15 protein-coding genes are annotated in these 18106 nt (G+C 50.0%); 12 read left to right on the plus strand and 3 right to left on the minus strand.

Annotated elements, in window-relative coordinates:
* Positions 1-99 precede the first annotated feature (99 nt).
* From J2T14_RS06565 to J2T14_RS06575, 3 genes are read left to right on the plus strand one after another with little or no spacing between them, the layout of a single operon-like run.
* On the plus strand, positions 100-1002 hold the full coding sequence (locus tag J2T14_RS06565) for an ABC transporter permease (protein WP_373458127.1): 903 nt from the start codon (positions 100-102) through the stop codon (positions 1000-1002).
* Positions 996-1856, plus strand: coding sequence for a carbohydrate ABC transporter permease (locus J2T14_RS06570; protein WP_307203572.1), 861 nt, complete (start codon positions 996-998; stop codon positions 1854-1856). Before J2T14_RS06565 ends, J2T14_RS06570 begins: the two co-directional genes overlap by 7 nt.
* Before the next feature lie 32 nt (positions 1857-1888).
* Positions 1889-3424 (plus strand): extracellular solute-binding protein, encoded by a 1536-nt coding sequence (locus J2T14_RS06575; protein ID WP_307203574.1) that lies wholly within the window; start codon positions 1889-1891, stop codon positions 3422-3424.
* Positions 3425-3473: 49 nt separating this feature from the next.
* Here J2T14_RS06575 and J2T14_RS06580 read toward each other — a convergent pair whose 3' ends face one another.
* Entirely contained in the window at positions 3474-4271 is a 798-nt protein-coding gene (locus J2T14_RS06580; RefSeq protein ID WP_307469118.1) for an AraC family transcriptional regulator, read from the minus strand.
* A 120-nt stretch (positions 4272-4391) separates the two neighbouring features.
* On the opposite strand from J2T14_RS06580, the gene J2T14_RS06585 reads away from it, so the two are divergent.
* The 6 genes from J2T14_RS06585 to J2T14_RS06610 all read left to right on the plus strand — a co-directional run bounded on the left by J2T14_RS06585 (position 4392) and on the right by J2T14_RS06610 (position 11043).
* Positions 4392-5198, plus strand: a complete 807-nt coding sequence (locus tag J2T14_RS06585) for a phytanoyl-CoA dioxygenase family protein (protein ID WP_307203576.1) — start codon at positions 4392-4394, stop codon at positions 5196-5198.
* Positions 5199-5224: 26 nt separating this feature from the next.
* Positions 5225-6199 (plus strand): glycoside hydrolase family 43 protein, encoded by a 975-nt coding sequence (locus J2T14_RS06590; RefSeq protein ID WP_307469121.1) that lies wholly within the window; start codon positions 5225-5227, stop codon positions 6197-6199.
* 472 nt (positions 6200-6671) lie between these two features.
* Positions 6672-7196, plus strand: coding sequence for an RNA polymerase sigma factor (locus J2T14_RS06595; protein ID WP_307469122.1), 525 nt, complete (start codon positions 6672-6674; stop codon positions 7194-7196).
* Positions 7180-7932 carry a hypothetical protein gene (locus J2T14_RS06600; protein ID WP_307469123.1) on the plus strand — a complete coding sequence of 251 codons (753 nt, stop codon included), beginning with the start codon at positions 7180-7182 and terminating at the stop codon, positions 7930-7932. The genes J2T14_RS06595 and J2T14_RS06600 overlap by 17 nt, the downstream gene beginning before the upstream one ends.
* A gap of 215 nt (positions 7933-8147) precedes the next feature.
* A complete protein-coding gene (locus J2T14_RS06605) occupies positions 8148-10211 on the plus strand; it encodes a methyl-accepting chemotaxis protein (protein WP_307469125.1) in 2064 nt (687 codons plus the stop codon).
* 67 nt (positions 10212-10278) lie between these two features.
* Entirely contained in the window at positions 10279-11043 is a 765-nt protein-coding gene (locus J2T14_RS06610) for an arylamine N-acetyltransferase family protein (protein ID WP_307469128.1), read from the plus strand.
* An 80-nt stretch (positions 11044-11123) separates the two neighbouring features.
* Here J2T14_RS06610 and fabI read toward each other — a convergent pair whose 3' ends face one another.
* Both fabI and J2T14_RS06620 read right to left on the minus strand, forming a co-directional pair.
* On the minus strand, positions 11124-11903 hold the full coding sequence (gene fabI, locus J2T14_RS06615; protein ID WP_307203583.1) for an enoyl-ACP reductase FabI: 780 nt from the start codon (positions 11901-11903) through the stop codon (positions 11124-11126).
* Between the two features lie 80 nt (positions 11904-11983).
* Positions 11984-13045 carry a phosphatidylglycerol lysyltransferase domain-containing protein gene (locus tag J2T14_RS06620; protein WP_307469131.1) on the minus strand — a complete coding sequence of 354 codons (1062 nt, stop codon included), beginning with the start codon at positions 13043-13045 and terminating at the stop codon, positions 11984-11986.
* 242 nt (positions 13046-13287) lie between these two features.
* On the opposite strand from J2T14_RS06620, the gene J2T14_RS06625 reads away from it, so the two are divergent.
* The 3 genes from J2T14_RS06625 to J2T14_RS06635 all read left to right on the plus strand — a co-directional run bounded on the left by J2T14_RS06625 (position 13288) and on the right by J2T14_RS06635 (position 18099).
* Positions 13288-14826 (plus strand): response regulator transcription factor, encoded by a 1539-nt coding sequence (locus J2T14_RS06625; protein ID WP_307469134.1) that lies wholly within the window; start codon positions 13288-13290, stop codon positions 14824-14826.
* Between the two features lie 17 nt (positions 14827-14843).
* Complete coding sequence (locus J2T14_RS06630; protein WP_373458128.1) at positions 14844-16616, plus strand: cache domain-containing sensor histidine kinase; 1773 nt, start codon at positions 14844-14846, stop codon at positions 16614-16616.
* Positions 16617-16797: 181 nt separating this feature from the next.
* The gene (locus tag J2T14_RS06635) at positions 16798-18099 is read left to right on the plus strand and encodes an ABC transporter substrate-binding protein (RefSeq protein ID WP_307203587.1); all 1302 of its coding nucleotides are present in this window, start codon (positions 16798-16800) and stop codon (positions 18097-18099) included.
* Positions 18100-18106 lie beyond the last annotated feature (7 nt).

Consider the following 18106-nt stretch of genomic DNA (forward strand, 5'->3'; position numbering starts at 1 on the left):
TATTGGAAGCGCATTCACATAAGGAGGGATACGATGGAAGCCAATCATAGCCTAACGCCCGCCCCTCGGATACGGCCTTCTCCGCGGTCAAAGCTGATTATGATCTTGACACTACTGTGGCGTTTTAAGGCCTTTTACATCATGCTGCTGCCCGGCGTCATTTATTTCATTATCTTTCGGTACTTTCCGATGTACGGGGTCATCATCGCGTTTAAAGATTTCGCGATTCTGGATGGCATAACGGGCAGCTCGTGGGTTAATCCGTGGTATAAGCATTTTCAGGATTTTTACGAGTCGCCTTATTTCAGCCAGCTGTTGACCAACACGCTGTTAATCAGCCTCTACAAGCTGATTTGGGGAACGCTGCCTCCGATCGTGCTTGCCGTTCTGCTTAACGAATGCCGCGTTCGCTGGCTGAAGTCGATCGTACAAACGTTGACTTACATGCCTCACTTCTTGTCTTGGGTCATTATTTTCGGCATTCTTCTGACGCTCTTCTCCCAGAACGGCGGTCTTATAAACCGCTGGATCGTGGAAGCGGGAGGAACCTCGATCCCGTTCCTGACCTCGACAGACTATTTCCGAAGCATTTTGGTCGGTTCGGAGGTGTGGCAAAATCTCGGCTGGGGGGCCATTATCTACTTGGCCGCAATGGCGGGCATCGATCCGACCCTCTATGAAGCAGCGAAGGTGGACGGCGCGAGCCGGCTGCGCATGATCTGGCATATTACGCTGCCTGGCATTAGAAGCATTATCGTCCTGTTATTCGTTCTAAAGCTAGGCCATCTGCTTGACGCCGGCTTCGATCAAATCTACATCCTGTACAATATACAGGTGTACCCGGTCGCGGACATTATCGACACCTGGGTTTACCGAACCGGCTTGCAGCAGCTTAATTTCAGCCTGGCGTCGGCTGTCGGATTGTTCAAGTCCGTAATCGGACTCATCCTTGTACTGGGCGCCAACCGCGTCGCTAAGAAGTGGGGGGAGGGTATATGGTAAGAGGTCTCGATGATAAAATATTTAACACGATCATATACATTATTCTCGGGTTATGCGGACTTGCCGCCGTATTGCCCATCCTGTATGTCGTATCGGTATCCATCACGCCTTTCGGGGAAGTGCTGCGCAACGGCGGATTTATATTGTTTCCGAGAGAAATAACGTTTTCCGCATACCGGACGCTGCTGACGGAGTCGAATATTCCGAAAGCGTTCCAAATCACGGTTCTTATTACGGTGATCGGCACGACTGTCAATCTCGTCTTGACGGGGCTGATGGCATATCCGCTTAGCCGCCGGAACTTGCCCGGCAGAAACTTTTTTTTGCTGATGATCGTATTCACCTTGTTGTTCAGCGGCGGACTCATTCCGACCTATCTGGTCGTGAAGTCGATGGGGCTGCTCGATTCCATCTGGGCGATGATTTTGCCAAATGCCGTGTGGAGCTTTAATGTTCTTATTATGAAAAGCTTTTTTGAAGGGCTGCCGGAGGAACTGTTCGAGTCGGCCCGGATGGATGGAGCCAAGGAGTTCCGCATCCTGCTGCAAATCGTTGCGCCGCTTTCCGTTCCAGTCTTGCTGACGGTTGGATTGTTTTACTTGGTCGGCCATTGGAACGAGTTTTTTCAAGCGATCTTCTATGTGACCGACCGCACGCTGTATCCGCTGCAGGTCGTCGTCCGTGAAATTCTGATGCAAAGTCAGCAACCGCTGGAGAACGCGGAAAATATGATGCCGACTCAGACGATGCAGATGGCATCCGTCATGATTGCCAGCTTGCCGGTCATCGTGATTTATCCGTTTCTTCAGAAGCATTTTACAAAAGGGATGCTGCTTGGTTCGATAAAAGGTTAACCGATGAAACCATTCAGAGAGGGGTTAAAATCATGAAGAAATTAGGGACTTTGCTAGTAGCCGTTTCATTGGCGGGAGCTTTGCTTACGGCTTGCTCGGGGGGGAACGGCAATAATAGCCCAGGAAATAATCCGGACGCTACCGCGAATCCTGGAGCAGAAACGGAGCAGCCAAGCAGCAAGCCGGTGAAGCTCGATATTATCGAGACCGGCAACAACCTGCCTTCGCCCGACAAGGATATCATTAAACAGGAGCTGGATAAGGCGCTGAATATCGACCTTAATCTGACGGTGTATCCCGCAGCGGACGATTATAACAATCAATTAAACGTTCGGATGTCCTCGGGCAACTTTCCCGATCTGTTCATGGTCGACCGGCAGCAGCTCATACAGTTCTCCAAACAAGGGCTGCTGCTCGATCTAACCCCTTACATGGATAAATTGGAGCAAACGGTAGCTTTCATCGGAGAGGACAGCGTCAAGAAGGGGATGGTCGACGGGAAAGTATACGGCATCTCCAAGTCTCCTCAAATCCCTTACAACACCTTATGGATCCGCAAAGATTGGCTCGACAAGCTGAAGCTGGAAGTACCGACGACCGTGGAGCAATTGGCTTCCGTAGCGGAGGCGTTCACGAAAAACGATCCGGACGGAAACGGCAAGCCGGACACCTTCGGGCTTACGGGCGGCAAGCTAGGCGCTTTCTCGACCGTATTCGGAGCATTCGGCGTAGGCATGCCGGGCAACTTCTACGAGAAGGACGGCAAAGTCGTCAATTCGCTGCATGAGCCGGCAATGAAGGACGCTCTGGCTTTTATCAAGAACATGATCGCATCGGGCTCTGTCGACCCCGAGCTGCTCGCCAATAGCGGTCTGCAGCATCAAGAGAAGGCGATCAAGGGGCAGGCGGGCATCGTATATATCGACTGGCCGAACATGACGAAGGAACAGTTCGTGGAACAGATCAAAACCGTTAATCCGAATGCGGAATGGCTGCAGATCGCCGCACCGTCGGGAGTAGGCGGACAATTCGACGGTTCATGGGACATCGGCGCGGCGCCTGGCCGATATGCCATTCCGAAAGCGCTGGAGAAAGATCCGGAGAAGCTGCAGCGGGTGTTCGATCTGCTCAACTATATTTCGAATCCGGACGGGGGCTCGCTGCTCGTGCAGTTCGGGGTGAAGGATACGCACTTCACGTTGGAGGACGGCAAGCCGAAGATGACGGACAAAGCGGGCGAGGTCGGCCATTCCTGGCTGTACCAGTTCACCGGCAGACCGGAAATGGAATATTTGCAGGCGAAGTTCGCCGCACAATCGGCTGCGATCGAGTTCGCGAACGATCAGCCGCGCATCGAAGCGTTGAACGGATTTGTCGACAATCCGGAGGGGTATAACCCGGCCGATGCGAACCGTTATTTGGAAGAGGAGATCGCGAAGTTCATTTACGATAAACGTCCGATAACGGAATACGACGACTTTATCAAGACGCTGGAGACGTCGATGAACTACAAAGCATTAGTGGACAGCGCCATGGAGCAGCTTAAGGCGCTCGGTTACGGGAGCTAAATAACGGGAACGAAAGCCGACCTCATTCATTGCAGGTCGGCTTGTTTTATTATACGCTGTGTGTTTTTCGGTACGACGAAGGATTGACGCCGCACAGCTTTTTGAAGCTTTTGCTCAAATGATGCTCATCGGTAAATCCGCAATGCTCGGCGATTTGGGCAAGAGTAAGCGATGAGTGTAGAAGGAGCTGCTTTACCTTGTCCATCCTCAGATTAGCCGCATAGGCGCCTGGCGTTACGCGGAACTCTCGCGTGAACAATCTTGTCAGCTGCACCTGGGTGAGACCAAGCTCCACAGCGATCGACTTTAACGAAATGCCGAATTCAGCTTGCTGCTGCAGAAGATGCAAGGCTCGCCCAAGGGTCGGATCCTCGCTGAACAAGGACTTCGCATGCTGCTCGGATTGCTCGATCTGAAGCAGATAGAGCAGATCCTTAAGAAGATGTTTCTTGTACGTATGACCAACGCTCGCTTGCAAGTATTGGGCTTCGCGAAATTGAGAGAGGGTGGACAGGAATCGTTTGTTGTTCAACAGCCGCAGCTTGCCGATTGCCGGGAAATCCGCTGCATGCCGCGGCTCTTCCAGGGGAGGGATCCATTGAAACCCCATGAGATGGAACGATAAACCGTCCGTTTGCCGGTAGAAGGTTAGATCGGGCGGGCATAATACGATGTCGTCCTTGACCGCCCTTCCGCTTTGGCTGCCCATTCTGTAATCGAAACCGCCCTCTTCTACGACGAACAACGCCCAATGATCATACGTATCATGCGTTTTCTGAAATTGAGGCGTATCCTTCACGTAGACATGGTATCGCAGATCGGGTTCCAGAAGTCGGCTGAACTCCATTATGTGACTACACCCTTTCATAGAGTGAAATTATTTACAAGTAAAATCAATTTTTAATACATTATAACATGATATCTCGCCATATATAATTGAATTAAATACAAGTAGGAGGTATGAATGATGAAGACAGCCGATCTGGAAATACCGGAATTAATGAAGCAATTTCATGAACAGGGGTATTTGGTTATCCCGAATATTTTGTCGCAGGAACAGGTGAAGCGCCTGAACGCCGCCATCGACGAAATTGTCTTGACTGAACCGGAAGCGCTTTCGCATAATATCTATAACAGCGTAGAACGCCATGCCGAGATCGCATCATTAATCGATCAGCCTGCCATCCTTCCGCTAATCGTTAATTTGCTCGGCCATAACATTCAGCTTCATATCTCCCATCTGACGATCCGACAACCGAACCCAAGCGAAGCCAAGACGGCCTCGCACAGCTTTATCGATTGGCATCAAGACGGCCCGCATCCGCAATTTCCCGTCATTAACGGCCTGACGGCAACCTACTATATTAAGGTTTGCTATATTTTAAGCGATATGTCGGAGCCGGATCGCGGCAATACGAAAGTCATTCCGGGCAGCCACAAGCAGCCTTATAACCCGAATCATAAGGATGTGCGCCAACAGCTCGAGGGAGAAGTGCAAGTATGCGGGAAACCGGGAGACGTCTTCGTGTTCGCCCAAAACCTATGGCATGCCGGCTCTCCGAACCGCTCCGAGTTCACAAGAAGGCAACTATTCCTCGGTTACAGCCCGATCTGGATGCGCCCTATCGATTATCATGCGGCCTCGGAGAGCATTCTGAAGGATGCCGATCCGATCCGCCGTCAGTTGCTCGGGCAGATCAGCGACAACAAATTTAAGTATTACGTACCGGAGGATTCGATGGTGCCTCTGAAATCGATGCTGATCCGTCCATAATGAACTTAGTTGGAAGGATGAACGAGATGAACGTCTATAATGCCGCTTCCGATCCAGCAAATCCGCGTCCCGGCCATAAGCTGGCCGACATTCCGGCCCATGATCCGTTCGTCGTGGCCGATGCCGCTACGGGCATCTATTATTTGTACACCGGAGGGAGTCCCCGCTTGCATGGTATGGACCGTTACGGCGTGCTGGCTTACAAAAGCCGAGACCTCGCCGATTGGGAGGGGCCTTACGTCGTATTCGCCATTCCGGATGGCGCATGGGCGCATCCGCTGCATGGTGCATGGGCACCCGAGGTGCATGCGTATAACGGCCGCTACTATTTATTCGTCACGCTGCATCATAACGATCGTCCGTTGGAAGGCGAGGCGCATGGCGGCTACCGGCTTCAGTGGCGCGGAACCGCGATAGCCGTTGCGGATTCGCTTGAAGGACCTTTCGAATTGATTGACCGGGAGGGTCCGATCCCGCCTTTGAATCATATGACGCTGGACGGGACGCTTTATATCGATGAGGCGGGTTGTCCGTGGATGGTCTATTGCCATGAATGGGTACAGACGGCCGACGGTACGATAGAAGCGGTCCGGTTGAAAGAGGACCTCTCCGGCCGCGTCTCGGAACCGATTTATTTGTTCAGCGGTTCCGAAGCGCCCTGGGACAATGGCGAGCTTCCTGCAGGCAGCTCGCGGTCCATGTATGTAACGGACGGATGCCAATTGTACAGAACAAGCGGCAACAAATTGGTTATGCTTTGGTCTACTTACGAAGCGGGCAGCTATGTCCAGACGATTGCCCGTTCCGTAACCGGAACGCTGGAAGGGCCGTGGGAGCAATTGGCCCCTCTCGTGGGGGATGATAGCGGGCATGGCATGATGTTTCGTACGTTCGAAGGGGCTTGGATGCTCATTCTTCACTCGCCGTTCCGGATGCCAGAATCCAGATGCAAGCTGTACGAAATGACGGATAGCGGCGATTCGTTTGTCGTGAAGTCGTAGTCTATATTGGAGAAGTATTTGAAATGTGCACTAAATTTCCATGGTTTGACCTTCATCAAGAGAGTGTCGATTCAATCGGCTACTCTCTTTCTGCAAGGTTTGAGCACGTGATATTAGCTATGTTGGATTTTCGCACTAACTTCGTTTGATAGGAGTAAGGTTAGAGGGCTATCATGGATTTCTGCATTAACTTTGTTCAAATACAGTAACTTTATGGTTATAAAGGAAAAAGTTATCGCAAATATCCAGCGTAGCTTGTGCGAACAAGCCAAAATGAAGAAAGTTGCTGCAAAAATCCAATGTAGCTGAACATAGAATGGACATTCTCAAAATCCAACATAACTATTGGGTTCAAATAAAAGAACGGCGGTATAGGATTGAATCCCTGAACCGTCTTTTTTTTATTTTGCAGCAAACTTTATGCAATTCCGCCGGGTAATTCTTATATAACAGCAAGAAAGAGGTGAACGAGGTGGATCAGGATACGATCGGGCGGATCGTGCAGGGAGACCGTGAGGCGTTCCGCGCTTTGTACGACGAGCATTTCGAATATGCGATGCGGACGGCGATGCTCGTAACGAAGAACGGAGAATGGGCCAAGGACGCGGTACAGGAGTCCTTCTTGCGGGTATACCGGAATATATGGCAATACGATAGAGGCAAGCCGTTCAAGCCTTGGTTCTACTGCATTCTGTTAAGGGAATGCTACAGGGTGATGGAGCGGGAGAAGAAGATCGTGCCGTTCGGGGAGCAATTGGATCGTTTCGCCGTGGAACAGAAGCTGCCGGATACGAGCTTGGACGTTTATGAAGCGCTGCAAGCCTTGAACGACCTTTACCGCATACCGCTCATTCTCAAATATTTGCATGATTACAGCGAGCGGGAAATTGCGGATATTTTAGAGCTCAACGTCAATACGTTGAAGTCGCGGCTGCTGAAAGGCCGAGAGAAGATGAGAGACATCTTGGGAGGAGAACCGCATGGATCAAAAGCTTAAGCAGCGTTTATTGGAACAATCGGATGCCAGCATTGGATTAAAGGATGAAATTTGGGGACGTTTGGAGTCGCAGTTGGACGCAACGTCTCCACAGGCAGCTTCCTATAAAGCAAAACGAAAATCGAGCAAATGGATGAAGACAACGACGGGAATCGCCGCAGCAGCAATCGCGTTGGTCGCATTCCTAGCTTTGCCGCCGGGAACGGCGCTCATGAAGAGCGTTCAATCCTGGTTCGCGCCGGAGAAAAAAATCGAAATCTCGGTGGAGGGTCAGAAGGAACAAACGAACGGGCAGGTGCATGTCGACGAGGAAAGCCGTTACGCGATCTACTATGACAAGGATCGTTACAAGCTGATCCCAGACGAGGGCAAAGATACGATAACGACGATCGAAGAGCTTCCGGCTCCTTATCCGCAGGTTTCGCTCACGATCGAGCAGGACGTGAAGCAGACGCCGGAGCAATTGGCAAATCAAGTAGCAGCGCAGTTGGCGGAACGATTCTCGAAGGTGGATGCGGTCGAACGGGTATCGTCTCCGGTTGACGGCTACCGCATCCATGCGATTAACGGCAATGACCGGTTAAGCGAAGTCGCGACCGTCTATGTGACCAGCAACAAGCTGAAGGGAAGCTTCGTTCTGTCGCTCGAATACTTCCTGGAAGCAGCAGAAGGACATGGCGCAAGATTTGAACAAACGGTGAAGCAGTTCGAAGTGCTAGGCCCATCGGAGCAATAACGTATTGCAGCCCCATTCGAGATCTAACCTCTCGTCTGGGGCTGTTTTGCGTTTGCGATCTTGTTTCGGTGCATACATAAAGAGCATACGGCTCCATGATCATAGGGTTCAAGCAATGGAATAATTATCCCTTTCATTTTAGTGTAATTTCAACCGATATAAATGGTTGACCGCAGAGGACCAATAACATTATGGAAGAGGAGATATTGGACATCATGAAAAAACAAAAAGGGCTGTTCGATAAAGCGAGAAACATTTCTTTGAGGGTTAAGCTTCCCGTATTAATTAGTTTGTTAGTCGTTATCGTCTTATTCGCAACGGCTGCAGCTATGTACCTATTCTCGTCCGAGTTGTTGCTTAGAAAGAGCAAAGATGAAATCAATGCGAATGCTGACCGTATTGGCGAAGGACTGATGACGGCCATGCAGCTGCAAGAGCAGTCATCCTTCCTAGCGTCAGATCATAATACGTATCGTGACCTATTGATCCTTCGTAAAGCAGGCACGTTGTCCGATGCAGCGTTCTTCGCTCCGTCGAATGAATTATTTGTTAAAGCGAATACGACGATTATGCATAGCTTTGAAGGCACGAAGGGCAATGAGTCTTTCCTGCTTCTTGATTACAATGGCATCATTGTTTCGGGAACAAACACGGACAACATCGGTCAATCGCGGGCCGACCGTGAATACTTTACCGAAGCGATGAAAGGCGAAAATTTTATTTCGGATGCCATCATATCCAAGAGCAGCGGGAAAATACTGCTTGCTTTCTCGATTCCGATTAAAGACGGAAGCGGACAAACGATCGGCGTTTTTGTAACGACCGTAGACAGTAAGTTTTTTGTGGATAAATTAGGCGCCATCAAAATTAACGGCCAAGGCAAAATTGAAATAATAAGCCGCGGCGGCATCGTTCTATACAGCTCGACGGATCCTTCCAGGAATGGAGAAAGCATCGGCGATGGTCCGGAAGTCAAAGCTTTTTTAGCGGATCGGGCTGTCGGGGAGATCAAGGTGTCGACAACGGAGCTTGGCAACGATTATCTTAGAATTAATAAAATCCCTGAATCCGATCTAATGATTTCCGTGATCGATTCCTATGAGGACATCAATCGTCCGATCCAAGATATGTTTACTAAAATACTGTACATTACGGCACTTGCTATTATCGTGGCAGTAGGTTTCGGGCTCATTCTATCGAGGTATATCACCAATCCGATCGCTCAATTAACCGTACTCTTCAAACGGTTAGCTTCCGGCGATCTAACCGTAACCGCAATCGGAAAATATGATAGCGAGTTCAAGGATTTGGCTGATAGCTTCAACAGCATGGCATCGCAAAACAAACAATTGATTTCTGATATGAACGATACCATTTCGGTGCTTAAGGCAAGTACAAGCGAGCTGGAGGAGACCTCCAAGCAGACCGCGCTGTCGATCAACGAAACCTCGGTAACATCCACGGAAATCGCCAAAGCGATGGAATCGCAGTCGCATGATACCGAGCATATCGTCGATAAGTTCTACGGATTCGGAGAGAAGTTTGTTTCGATGAGCGACAAAGCGCAATCGGTCAAAGAAAGAGCGGAGGAAATCGTTGAAGTATTTTACACAAGCAATGAAGTGGTCCATAACTTAATCCGAATCAATGATCAAAATGAAGAAGAGGTACAAAAAATATCCGCGATCACGCTAAAGCTGCAAGAGAGCTCTAACGAAATTAGCAAAATCACGGGAGCGATTAGCGAAATTGCGGGCCAAACGAATTTACTCGCTCTTAACGCATCCATTGAGGCGGCAAGAGCGGGCGAGAATGGCCGCGGTTTTGCCGTGGTTGCCTCCGAGATTCGCAAGCTTGCCGAGCAAAGCTCCAAACAGTCGTCTGAAATCAATGCGATTATCCAACAAAACCTATCGTATGTCATCGAGAACAATGACAGCGTCACGGAAATTCGCAATATTGCCGTGAAACAAGATGAGTTTGTAGGACAAACGCAAACAGCGTTCAAAACCATTTTAGATAAAATCATGGAAATTACGGATCAAATTAAAGCAATGGCCAGCGATGTTGCTCGCATGGAAATGGATAAAGACGAGGTTCAGCAATCCGCGCAAAGCCTTTCCGCTTCGGGAGAAGAAGTATCGGCATCCGTACAGGAGGTTACCGCTACGATGGTGGAGCAATCGGCAACCGTACAACAACTGGCCGATATGGTTGACACCATAGACCGTCTTACCAAAAACCTTGCGGAGGCCGCGTCGAAATTCAAGGTTGCATAATGAGCTTAACCATGCTGATGTGGTAAAATGAAAGGAACGAAAGATGATGAGGATGGAGGAGCAGGCCATGGAGACTCAGGTGACCGCTTATCTGAACCGTATCGGTTTCGTGGGGTCGGCAAAACCGACGCTCGATACGCTCAGCCGGCTGCAGTACGCGCATTTGCATACGATTCCGTATGAGAATCTAGATATCCTGAATGGCGTACCGTTATCTCTGGAAATCTCGCGTTTATTCGATAAAATCGTGAATCGCAGGCGAGGCGGTTATTGCTTCGAGTTGAATGCGCTGTTCGGCTGGCTGCTTGAGGAGCTAGGCTTCCAAGTAAAGCATTACTTCGGGCGATTCTGGCGGGATGAGGCGGTCGTGCCATGCAAACGAAGACATCATATCCTGCAGGTTGAGCTTGACGGGATTAAATATATCGTTGATGTCGGCGCAGGCGCGGCCGCTCCGCGTTGGCCGTTGAAGCTGCTGGACGGTATCGTGCAAGAGCAGCAGGACGAATGGTATCGTTTGATGGAAGACCGCACTTACGGCTGGCTGCTGGAGGAGAGGAAAGGCGACGAGTGGAGGACGATTTATTCGTTCACCGAAGAGCCGAACCTGCCATTCGACTATGTGACAACCTCTTATTGGTGCGAGAACAGCCCCGAATCGATATTTCGCAAGGGCGCTATGGTCGCTATCCGCACGGAGGAGGGACGCAACACGATTGCCGGGAAGGAGTTTCGTATTTTCTCCCAGGGCAGCGTAAATGCTTTCGAGCCAAGCCATGACGACCATTATTCGGAATGCTTGCGCAAGTACTTTGGTATATTAATAGATTAATTGTCATGCATACAAAAAAAGCTGCCGCAGCTAAGCGACAGCTTTTTTTGCTAGATCTCTTTTAGTGAAGCAGGATCGGTTTAATAACCGAGAATGTGATACCCCGAATCGACGTGAAGGACTTCGCCGGTAATGCCTCTAGACAGCTTGCTCAGCAGGAACATCGTCGCATCGCCGACTTCGTCCTGGTCGACGTTTTTGCGCAGCGGCGCCTTCTCCTGGATTGCGGAGAACAGGTCGGTAAATCCGGCTACGCCGCCTTTGGCGGAAAGCGTGCGGATCGGCCCGGAAGAGATCGCGTTTACCCGAATATTGTATTTGCCGAGGTCGTCCGCCAAATATCTGACGCTCGCTTCCAGCGCGGCCTTGGCTACGCCCATCACGTTATAGTTTTTCACGACGCGTTCCGCGCCAAGATACGATTGCGTAACGATGCTTCCGCCTTCCGTCATCAGCTTCTTGCATTCCTTAGCCATCGCGACGAGCGAGTAGGCGCTAATATCTTGCGAGAGTCGATAGCCTTCGCGAGTGGTATCGACGTATTCGCCTTGCAAATCTTCCTTCTCCGCGAACGCGACAGAGTGGGCAAGTCCATGGATGACGGGCACTTTCGCTTGAATCTCGCGGAAAGCGGCCTCAATGCTGTCATCATCGGCAACGTCGCACGATACACATAGAAGCGGTTCGATTCCATTGGCCGAAAGCAATTGCGTAAGCTTGTTAAAGGAACGTTCCTTCCTGTAAGTGAATATTAAGTTAGCTCCGGCTTCATGCAACGACTTTGTAATCCCCCAAGCTATGCTTCGCTCGTTGGCGATCCCCATAACGATTATATTTTTGCCGCTTAGTAATCCTGACATTGTATAAAACCTCCAAGTGCTGATCTGGTCGCATAATGCGCTGGAATGATTATAGCATATAATTAGTACCTAGTACTAACCTAGATTCGTCTAAACAAAGATCTACCCGACACGAGACGTTTCAGCGGAGACGTGAGAAGGACGGGTTTACCCGAGCATGACGATTGAATGAGCAGAGTCAGCAGCACGGCCGTAAGAGGCAAAGTTGCCGGAGCACCCACGAGATAGACATCCTTCCATTGCGGAGCAAATTTGTTCTTGTATTCATACAGTCCTTTAAAGTTATACAGTTTTTTTCCGTATGTATAGATGAGCTTGGCTATTACGGAATCGCAGACGTTCGCCAAGGGCGCTACTCCTAAGCTGCAGATTGCGTATTTCTGCTCCTTGGCCCATAACATGACGGAAAGGAACAGGAAGTCCATTGTCCCATGCGGACAAGCGTTGTTATAACGCATCAGATCCAGAGTTATTTGGCGTATGGAGACATCCTCTTCGGAGAAACCGGGTTCGACAGAAGGCGGGTCTCCGGCAATTGTAACAAATGCAGCAATGTTTCCGTCAGGGTCAGTTAGTATTGCTACAGGGAAGCGGCTGACATATTCAGGAGTAAAAGCACTCACCGAAAAGCTCTTTTCTTTCCGGTCGCGAAGCCACTCATCCGAAATCGCTTGAAGCTTGGACATGAGATCATTCGAATACGGAGGATGTTCGACCATTACGGAATAGCCGCTGCGATGAAATTTGTTCAGCCGATTACGAAGCTTGATCCATGCCTTGCCGTTTAAGTGAAACGGAGCAAGCTCGACCCGAGCCTCCTGTCCGATCTTCATGCCTTGCAGACCTAATCGCCTGTAGAGGGGAAGGTAAACGGAAGTCGTTTGATAGAAAACCGGCGTTCGCCGCCGCTCGCGGCAATAAGTGACGAATTGCTCAATGACTTTACGAAGCGCGTACGGATTTCCCACTGGATCGCCTAGCACAATATAACGATTTCCTATGGAACGAAATGCAAGGAACGCCTCTTGGTCCGTATCGCAGAACCATTGTTTGTCGCCAAGAAAATAAAGGTGAGCATGCGAATTGTGGCCATAGCCTTTTATAAGCTCGAGAAGCTTTTGTTCTGTCTGGATAAGGGGCAAAAGCAAACCTCCTGGATGCAGTATCTGAGTTGATAATCCTAACGATTACATACGCCATTTATATACATCGGAGTTTTTTGGATGATATTAAAGACAATGAATATGGATACTCAGGGAAATACAGGATGCGGACCGGAGGCGCCCTATCGGCGTTCATGGTTTCGCATGCTCTTTCGAATAGACAGCCGAGCGTTATCGGTTATAATGTCTGTACAAATATGTGTAAGTATGGAGGCGTCGTTATGACCGCGCTCAATTATTGCAAAGTACTAATCGTCGATGACGAGCAGCTCATAAGGCAAGGCATTAAGCACTTCATGAACTGGGAGCAGGAAGGCTTCCAGATCGTCGGGGAAGCGTCGAACGGAAGCGAAGCTCTGTCGCTGATCGAGGAGCTGCGCCCGCATATCGTCATAACCGATATCGTGATGCCGGTGATGGACGGCGAGGAGCTTACGAGAATCATCAAGCAGCGGTATCCGGCGATCGAGGTTATCATTCTTAGCAGCTTCGGCGAATTCAATTATGTACGGTCGACGTTCCAGAGCGGCGTTGCGGACTATATCTTGAAGCCGAAGCTCGAAATGCGCCATCTGCTCAGCGTGCTCAAGCTTGCCGCGAGCAAGATTCCCGGTCTTGGAGAGCAGCAGTCGGAAGCGGACGGCAAGCTGTCGGTCGACTCGCTGCTGGAGAAGCTGTTATCCGGCTACAACGATGAAGACAGCCTTTCGTCCGTAGGTCACTACTTCCCCCATCGGTATTATGCGCTCATCGGGACGAAGTCTGTGGAAGGAGCGGGTTTCGTTCAGGCAGCTCAAAAAATAGTTGCAGAGCTTATACCCGATTATGTTGCTCACGAGCTGCCGACAGGTTCGGAATGCACCACCCTGCTAATCAATACGGATGAAAGCGGACTTGATAAACTGCTGCGACAAGCCAAGCAATCGTTCCGGCAAGCTGCCGATTCCGTGGCAGACAAGGCAATCGTAATCGGCGAGCCTTTCGACAAGCTGGCCATGCTGCATGAACGATACGAAGGGAATTTGCTGAAGCTGATGGCCTACGGCTTCTTCCTGCCCGAAGTTCCCGTATTCATTTATAATGATTTACCCAAGCTGCAGGCGTCTATCGAGCCATTCAACTTGAACCGGTTCACCGATGAGTTCAAGCGCGAACGATTCGACGATGCATTCGATTATTTAAGCGGGCATGTCCATGCGCTGTCGGCGAATTATAGGATGAACGTGTTCGAGTTCAAGTCCTTTCTAGGCAACTTGATTTTCAATATGACGGTGCTGCTCGGCAATATGAAGTATGACAACAAGGAACTGGATAACAGCAAATTCACTTATTTCAGAGCGATAGAAGAAGCAGCTACGGCGAAAGAAGCGATTGCGGCGCTAGACTGGTTCATCGTGCTCGCGAAGGCATGCATTGCGGATAAGGCCGAACAGCCCGGCAACGTCAACATGAAGCGGCTGCTCGATTATATCGACGAGCATTATGCCGAACCGTTAAATCTGACCGAGATGGCGAAGCATTTTCACTTTAATCCGTCGTACTTATCGAACTATTTCTCTACCCATAACGAAGAAGGGTTCATCGACTATTTGCACAAAGTAAGGACTGACAAGGCGGCTTCGCTGCTGCGCAAGGGGGAGGCGATGATTTCCGAGATAAGCGGCATGGTCGGCTATTCGGATCACAGTTACTTCTGCAAAGTGTTCAAGCGCCATACCGGCCATTCGCCAAGCAGCTATCGCAGACAATACTTGAAATAAGGAATGAACCGATAATGATTAGACGGCTATGTGATCGATTCCGCAACAACAGATTATTCGTCAAAATGTTTCTCGTCATGCTTCTAAGCATCGTGGCGGTATCCATCGCCATAACATGGGTTACGCTCAATACGTCAGAGCGTCTCTTCATGCAGACGTTCAGCATAACGAATTCAAAGGTGCTTACCCAAATCGAGACGAGCATCGGCTCGTTGAACTATTCCATTGTGCTGGCTACTAACAATATGCTGCAAAGCGGATCGATAAAGAGTTTCCTGACGGAGAGCAGCGGGAATTCGAAATCGATAGCCAGAACCTATTTCGGCATGAATCAGCAAATGAAACGGATCACGTCTATCGTCGATGCGTACGAGATTGGCATCACGATAACCGGCAATAACGGCCGAAGCTTCGCGACCGACCGTTCGATCTGGCCGTTGACCGACAGCGAGCTGATCGTTCACCCGATCACGGAGCAAACGTTGAAGGAGCCTAAGAGGCTTCTCTATCAATTCGATTATGTCGAGCCTTCCGAGACGTCAGCGGGTCAGGCTTCCATTGTGGCTTCGAAGGCATTGATGGAGAGAACGACCGGTTTCGTTTACGGAGCCATGTACTTCTCCATTCGCGAGCGTGAATTCAAGCGTCTCTATGAAACCTATACGAGTCTTGGCAACGACGTCGTCATTCTGAACGGGAAAGGGATGATCATTTCGTCCAACCGCGCCGATTGGATCGGCCAGTCCGACCCCGATCTGCTTGCCAAAGCGCGTGAGATCGTGGAACAGTCGCTTGAATACAAGGATGTCGACCGTGACGGCAGGGATCAGCTGCTCATCTCCAAATATTTGGAATCGCTTGATCTCTATCTCGTGAACGTCATCGACAAAAAGACGGCAATCGGGCAACTGATGGATACACGCGCGATCGTGCTAATCGTCATAGCGATCGTCTCGATCGCCCTCCTCATTGTGTTCCTTATATCAGGCCGGCTGACGAAGTCGTTGTCCAGGCTTGTCAAGCAAATATCGACGATTTCCAAATACGACTTCGATCATTACGTTACGGTTGGCGGCAGCTATGAGACGAGACAGCTTGGACAGGCGTTTAATGCGATGCTCGACGAGCTGCATGAGTATGTGGACGAGCTAGTAGAGACGCAGCGGCGGCAGCGGAATGCGGAGCTCGAAGCGCTCCAGCAGCAGATTAATCCGCATTTCCTGTACAACACGCTGGCCTCCGTAAAATTCATGGTGCAGCAAGGCAGCAAGGAAAAGGCTGCCGAGACGATTAACGCCCTTATCTCGCTGCTGCAAAATTCGATCAGCAATGTTAGCGAAACAATTACCATCAGTCAAGAGCTCGTTAATATGCGGAATTATGTATTCATTAATCATGTGCGATATGGGGAGAAGATCAAAGTCAACTATTTCGTTTCTCCGGATTGTATGGGCTATATGGTGCCGAAGCTCATTATTCAGCCGTTCATCGAGAACGCCTTTTTCCATGGCTTCAACAAGAAGTCGGAAGGGCATATCTACATGCTGGTCGCCCAGGAAGGGAACGCGCTCGTCAGCGAGATCGTCGACAACGGCGACGGGATGGCGATTACCCCCGAGCAATTGCCCGATCAATCGAAGGGAAGCCGCCAGTTGTTTACCGGGATCGGCGTTAGGAACGTCCATGAACGGATCAAGCTGCTGTACGGAGACGAATACGGCGTTTCGATTATGAGCGAGCTGGGCGAAGGAACGAAGGTGAAAATCCGGCTGCCGCTGATCAAAGGGTAAAAATCGTCCAAGTTTCTAAAAATCGTGCAAACGATTTTGAGGCTTGGACTTTTCTTTTGTAATAATTTCACTAAACGAAGCAAAGATTATCCTAACGGGCACCCTATTCAAGATGCTACGATTAAGCAGTAGACGGGAAACCGCTTACAGCATTTTACAAAGAGAGATGGAGGTCTTTTTAGTGAAAAAACTATTGCCATTGCTGGTCGTGTGCGTCATGATTTTCACGGCTTGCGCGTCCAATGCGGACAACAAGAATGAGAATGCCGGTGCCGGTAACGCCGGCGGCGAAACAACCAAAGTTACGGTCTGGGCTTGGGATCCGAACTTCAACATCAAAGCAATGAATTTTGCAAAAGATACTTATGCACCCGATCACGCGGATGTAACGATCGACATTATCGAGAACGCTCAGAACGATATTGTTCAGAAGCTGAATACGGGCCTTAGCTCCGGTACGACCAAAGGCCTTCCAAACATCGTCCTGATCGAGGATTACCGTGCGCAAAGCTTCTTGCAAGCTTACCCGGACGCGTTCTATCCGCTCACGGACGTGTTCAAGACTGAAGATTTCGCCGATTACAAAATCGGACCGACTAGCTTCGACGGCAAACAATACGGACTTCCGTTCGACTCCGGCGTAACTGGCCTTTATGTAAGAACGGATTACTTGGAGCAAGCCGGCTACACAGTAGCTGACATGCAGGATATCACTTGGGATAAGTACATCGAGATCGGCAAAGCCGTTAAAGAGAAAACAGGAAAAGACTGGATTTCCCTTGACCCGAACGATCTAGGCATCATTCGCGTCATGGCGCAATCGGCCGGCTCGTGGTACTTGAAAGAAGACGGCAAAACAGCCGACATCGCAGGCAACGCCGCATTGAAAGAAGCAATGGAAACGTACAAAAAAATGATGGATGCCAACATCGTTAAGATCCATGCCGACTGGAGCCAATTCGTTGCTAACTACAACAATGGCGACGCGGCATCCGTTCCAACGGGCAACTGGTTCACGCCATCCATTACGGCTGCGGCTGATCAAGCCGGAAAATGGGCAATTGTTCCGCTTCCTAAGCTGACGAACAACGAGAAATCGGTTCATGCTTCCAACCTTGGCGGCAGCTCGTGGTACGTCCTTAACGTGCCGGGCAAAGAAAAAGCGGCTGACTTCCTTGGCGCTACGTTCGGCTCGAACGTTGAGCTGTACCAGAAGCTTGTAACGGAAATCGGCGCAATCGGTACGTACAAACCGGCAGCCGAAGGCGAAGCTTACAAGGCGGGTAACGAATTCTTCGGCGGCCAAAAAATCGTAACGGACTTTGCGACATGGACGGCAGAGATTCCTAAAGTCAACTACGGCATGCACACGTATGCGGTTGAAGATATTATGATTGTGGAAATGCAAAACTACCTGAACGGCAAAGCGATCGATCAAGTGCTCGAAGACGCTCAGAAGCAAGCGGACTCCCAATTGAAATAGTCTTCTT

This window comes from Paenibacillus harenae (genome assembly GCF_030812415.1).
In the GTDB taxonomy this organism is placed as follows: domain Bacteria; phylum Bacillota; class Bacilli; order Paenibacillales; family Paenibacillaceae; genus Pristimantibacillus; species Pristimantibacillus harenae_A.

What these genes read in the sequence shown, in the direction of transcription:
- J2T14_RS06580 (WP_307469118.1), bottom strand. Translation starts at nt 4,271, where the DNA reads ATGGAGTTCAGCCGACTTCTGGAACCCGATCTGCGATACCATGTCTAC.
- J2T14_RS06590 (WP_307469121.1), top strand. Translation starts at nt 5,225, where the DNA reads ATGAACGTCTATAATGCCGCTTCCGATCCAGCAAATCCGCGTCCCGGC.
- fabI (WP_307203583.1), bottom strand. Translation starts at nt 11,903, where the DNA reads ATGTCAGGATTACTAAGCGGCAAAAATATAATCGTTATGGGGATCGCC.
- J2T14_RS06600 (WP_307469123.1), top strand. Translation starts at nt 7,180, where the DNA reads ATGGATCAAAAGCTTAAGCAGCGTTTATTGGAACAATCGGATGCCAGC.
- J2T14_RS06585 (WP_307203576.1), top strand. Translation starts at nt 4,392, where the DNA reads ATGAAGACAGCCGATCTGGAAATACCGGAATTAATGAAGCAATTTCAT.
- J2T14_RS06575 (WP_307203574.1), top strand. Translation starts at nt 1,889, where the DNA reads ATGAAGAAATTAGGGACTTTGCTAGTAGCCGTTTCATTGGCGGGAGCT.
- J2T14_RS06610 (WP_307469128.1), top strand. Translation starts at nt 10,279, where the DNA reads ATGGAGACTCAGGTGACCGCTTATCTGAACCGTATCGGTTTCGTGGGG.
- J2T14_RS06565 (WP_373458127.1), top strand. Translation starts at nt 100, where the DNA reads ATGATCTTGACACTACTGTGGCGTTTTAAGGCCTTTTACATCATGCTG.
- J2T14_RS06570 (WP_307203572.1), top strand. Translation starts at nt 996, where the DNA reads ATGGTAAGAGGTCTCGATGATAAAATATTTAACACGATCATATACATT.
- J2T14_RS06625 (WP_307469134.1), top strand. Translation starts at nt 13,288, where the DNA reads ATGACCGCGCTCAATTATTGCAAAGTACTAATCGTCGATGACGAGCAG.
- J2T14_RS06605 (WP_307469125.1), top strand. Translation starts at nt 8,148, where the DNA reads ATGAAAAAACAAAAAGGGCTGTTCGATAAAGCGAGAAACATTTCTTTG.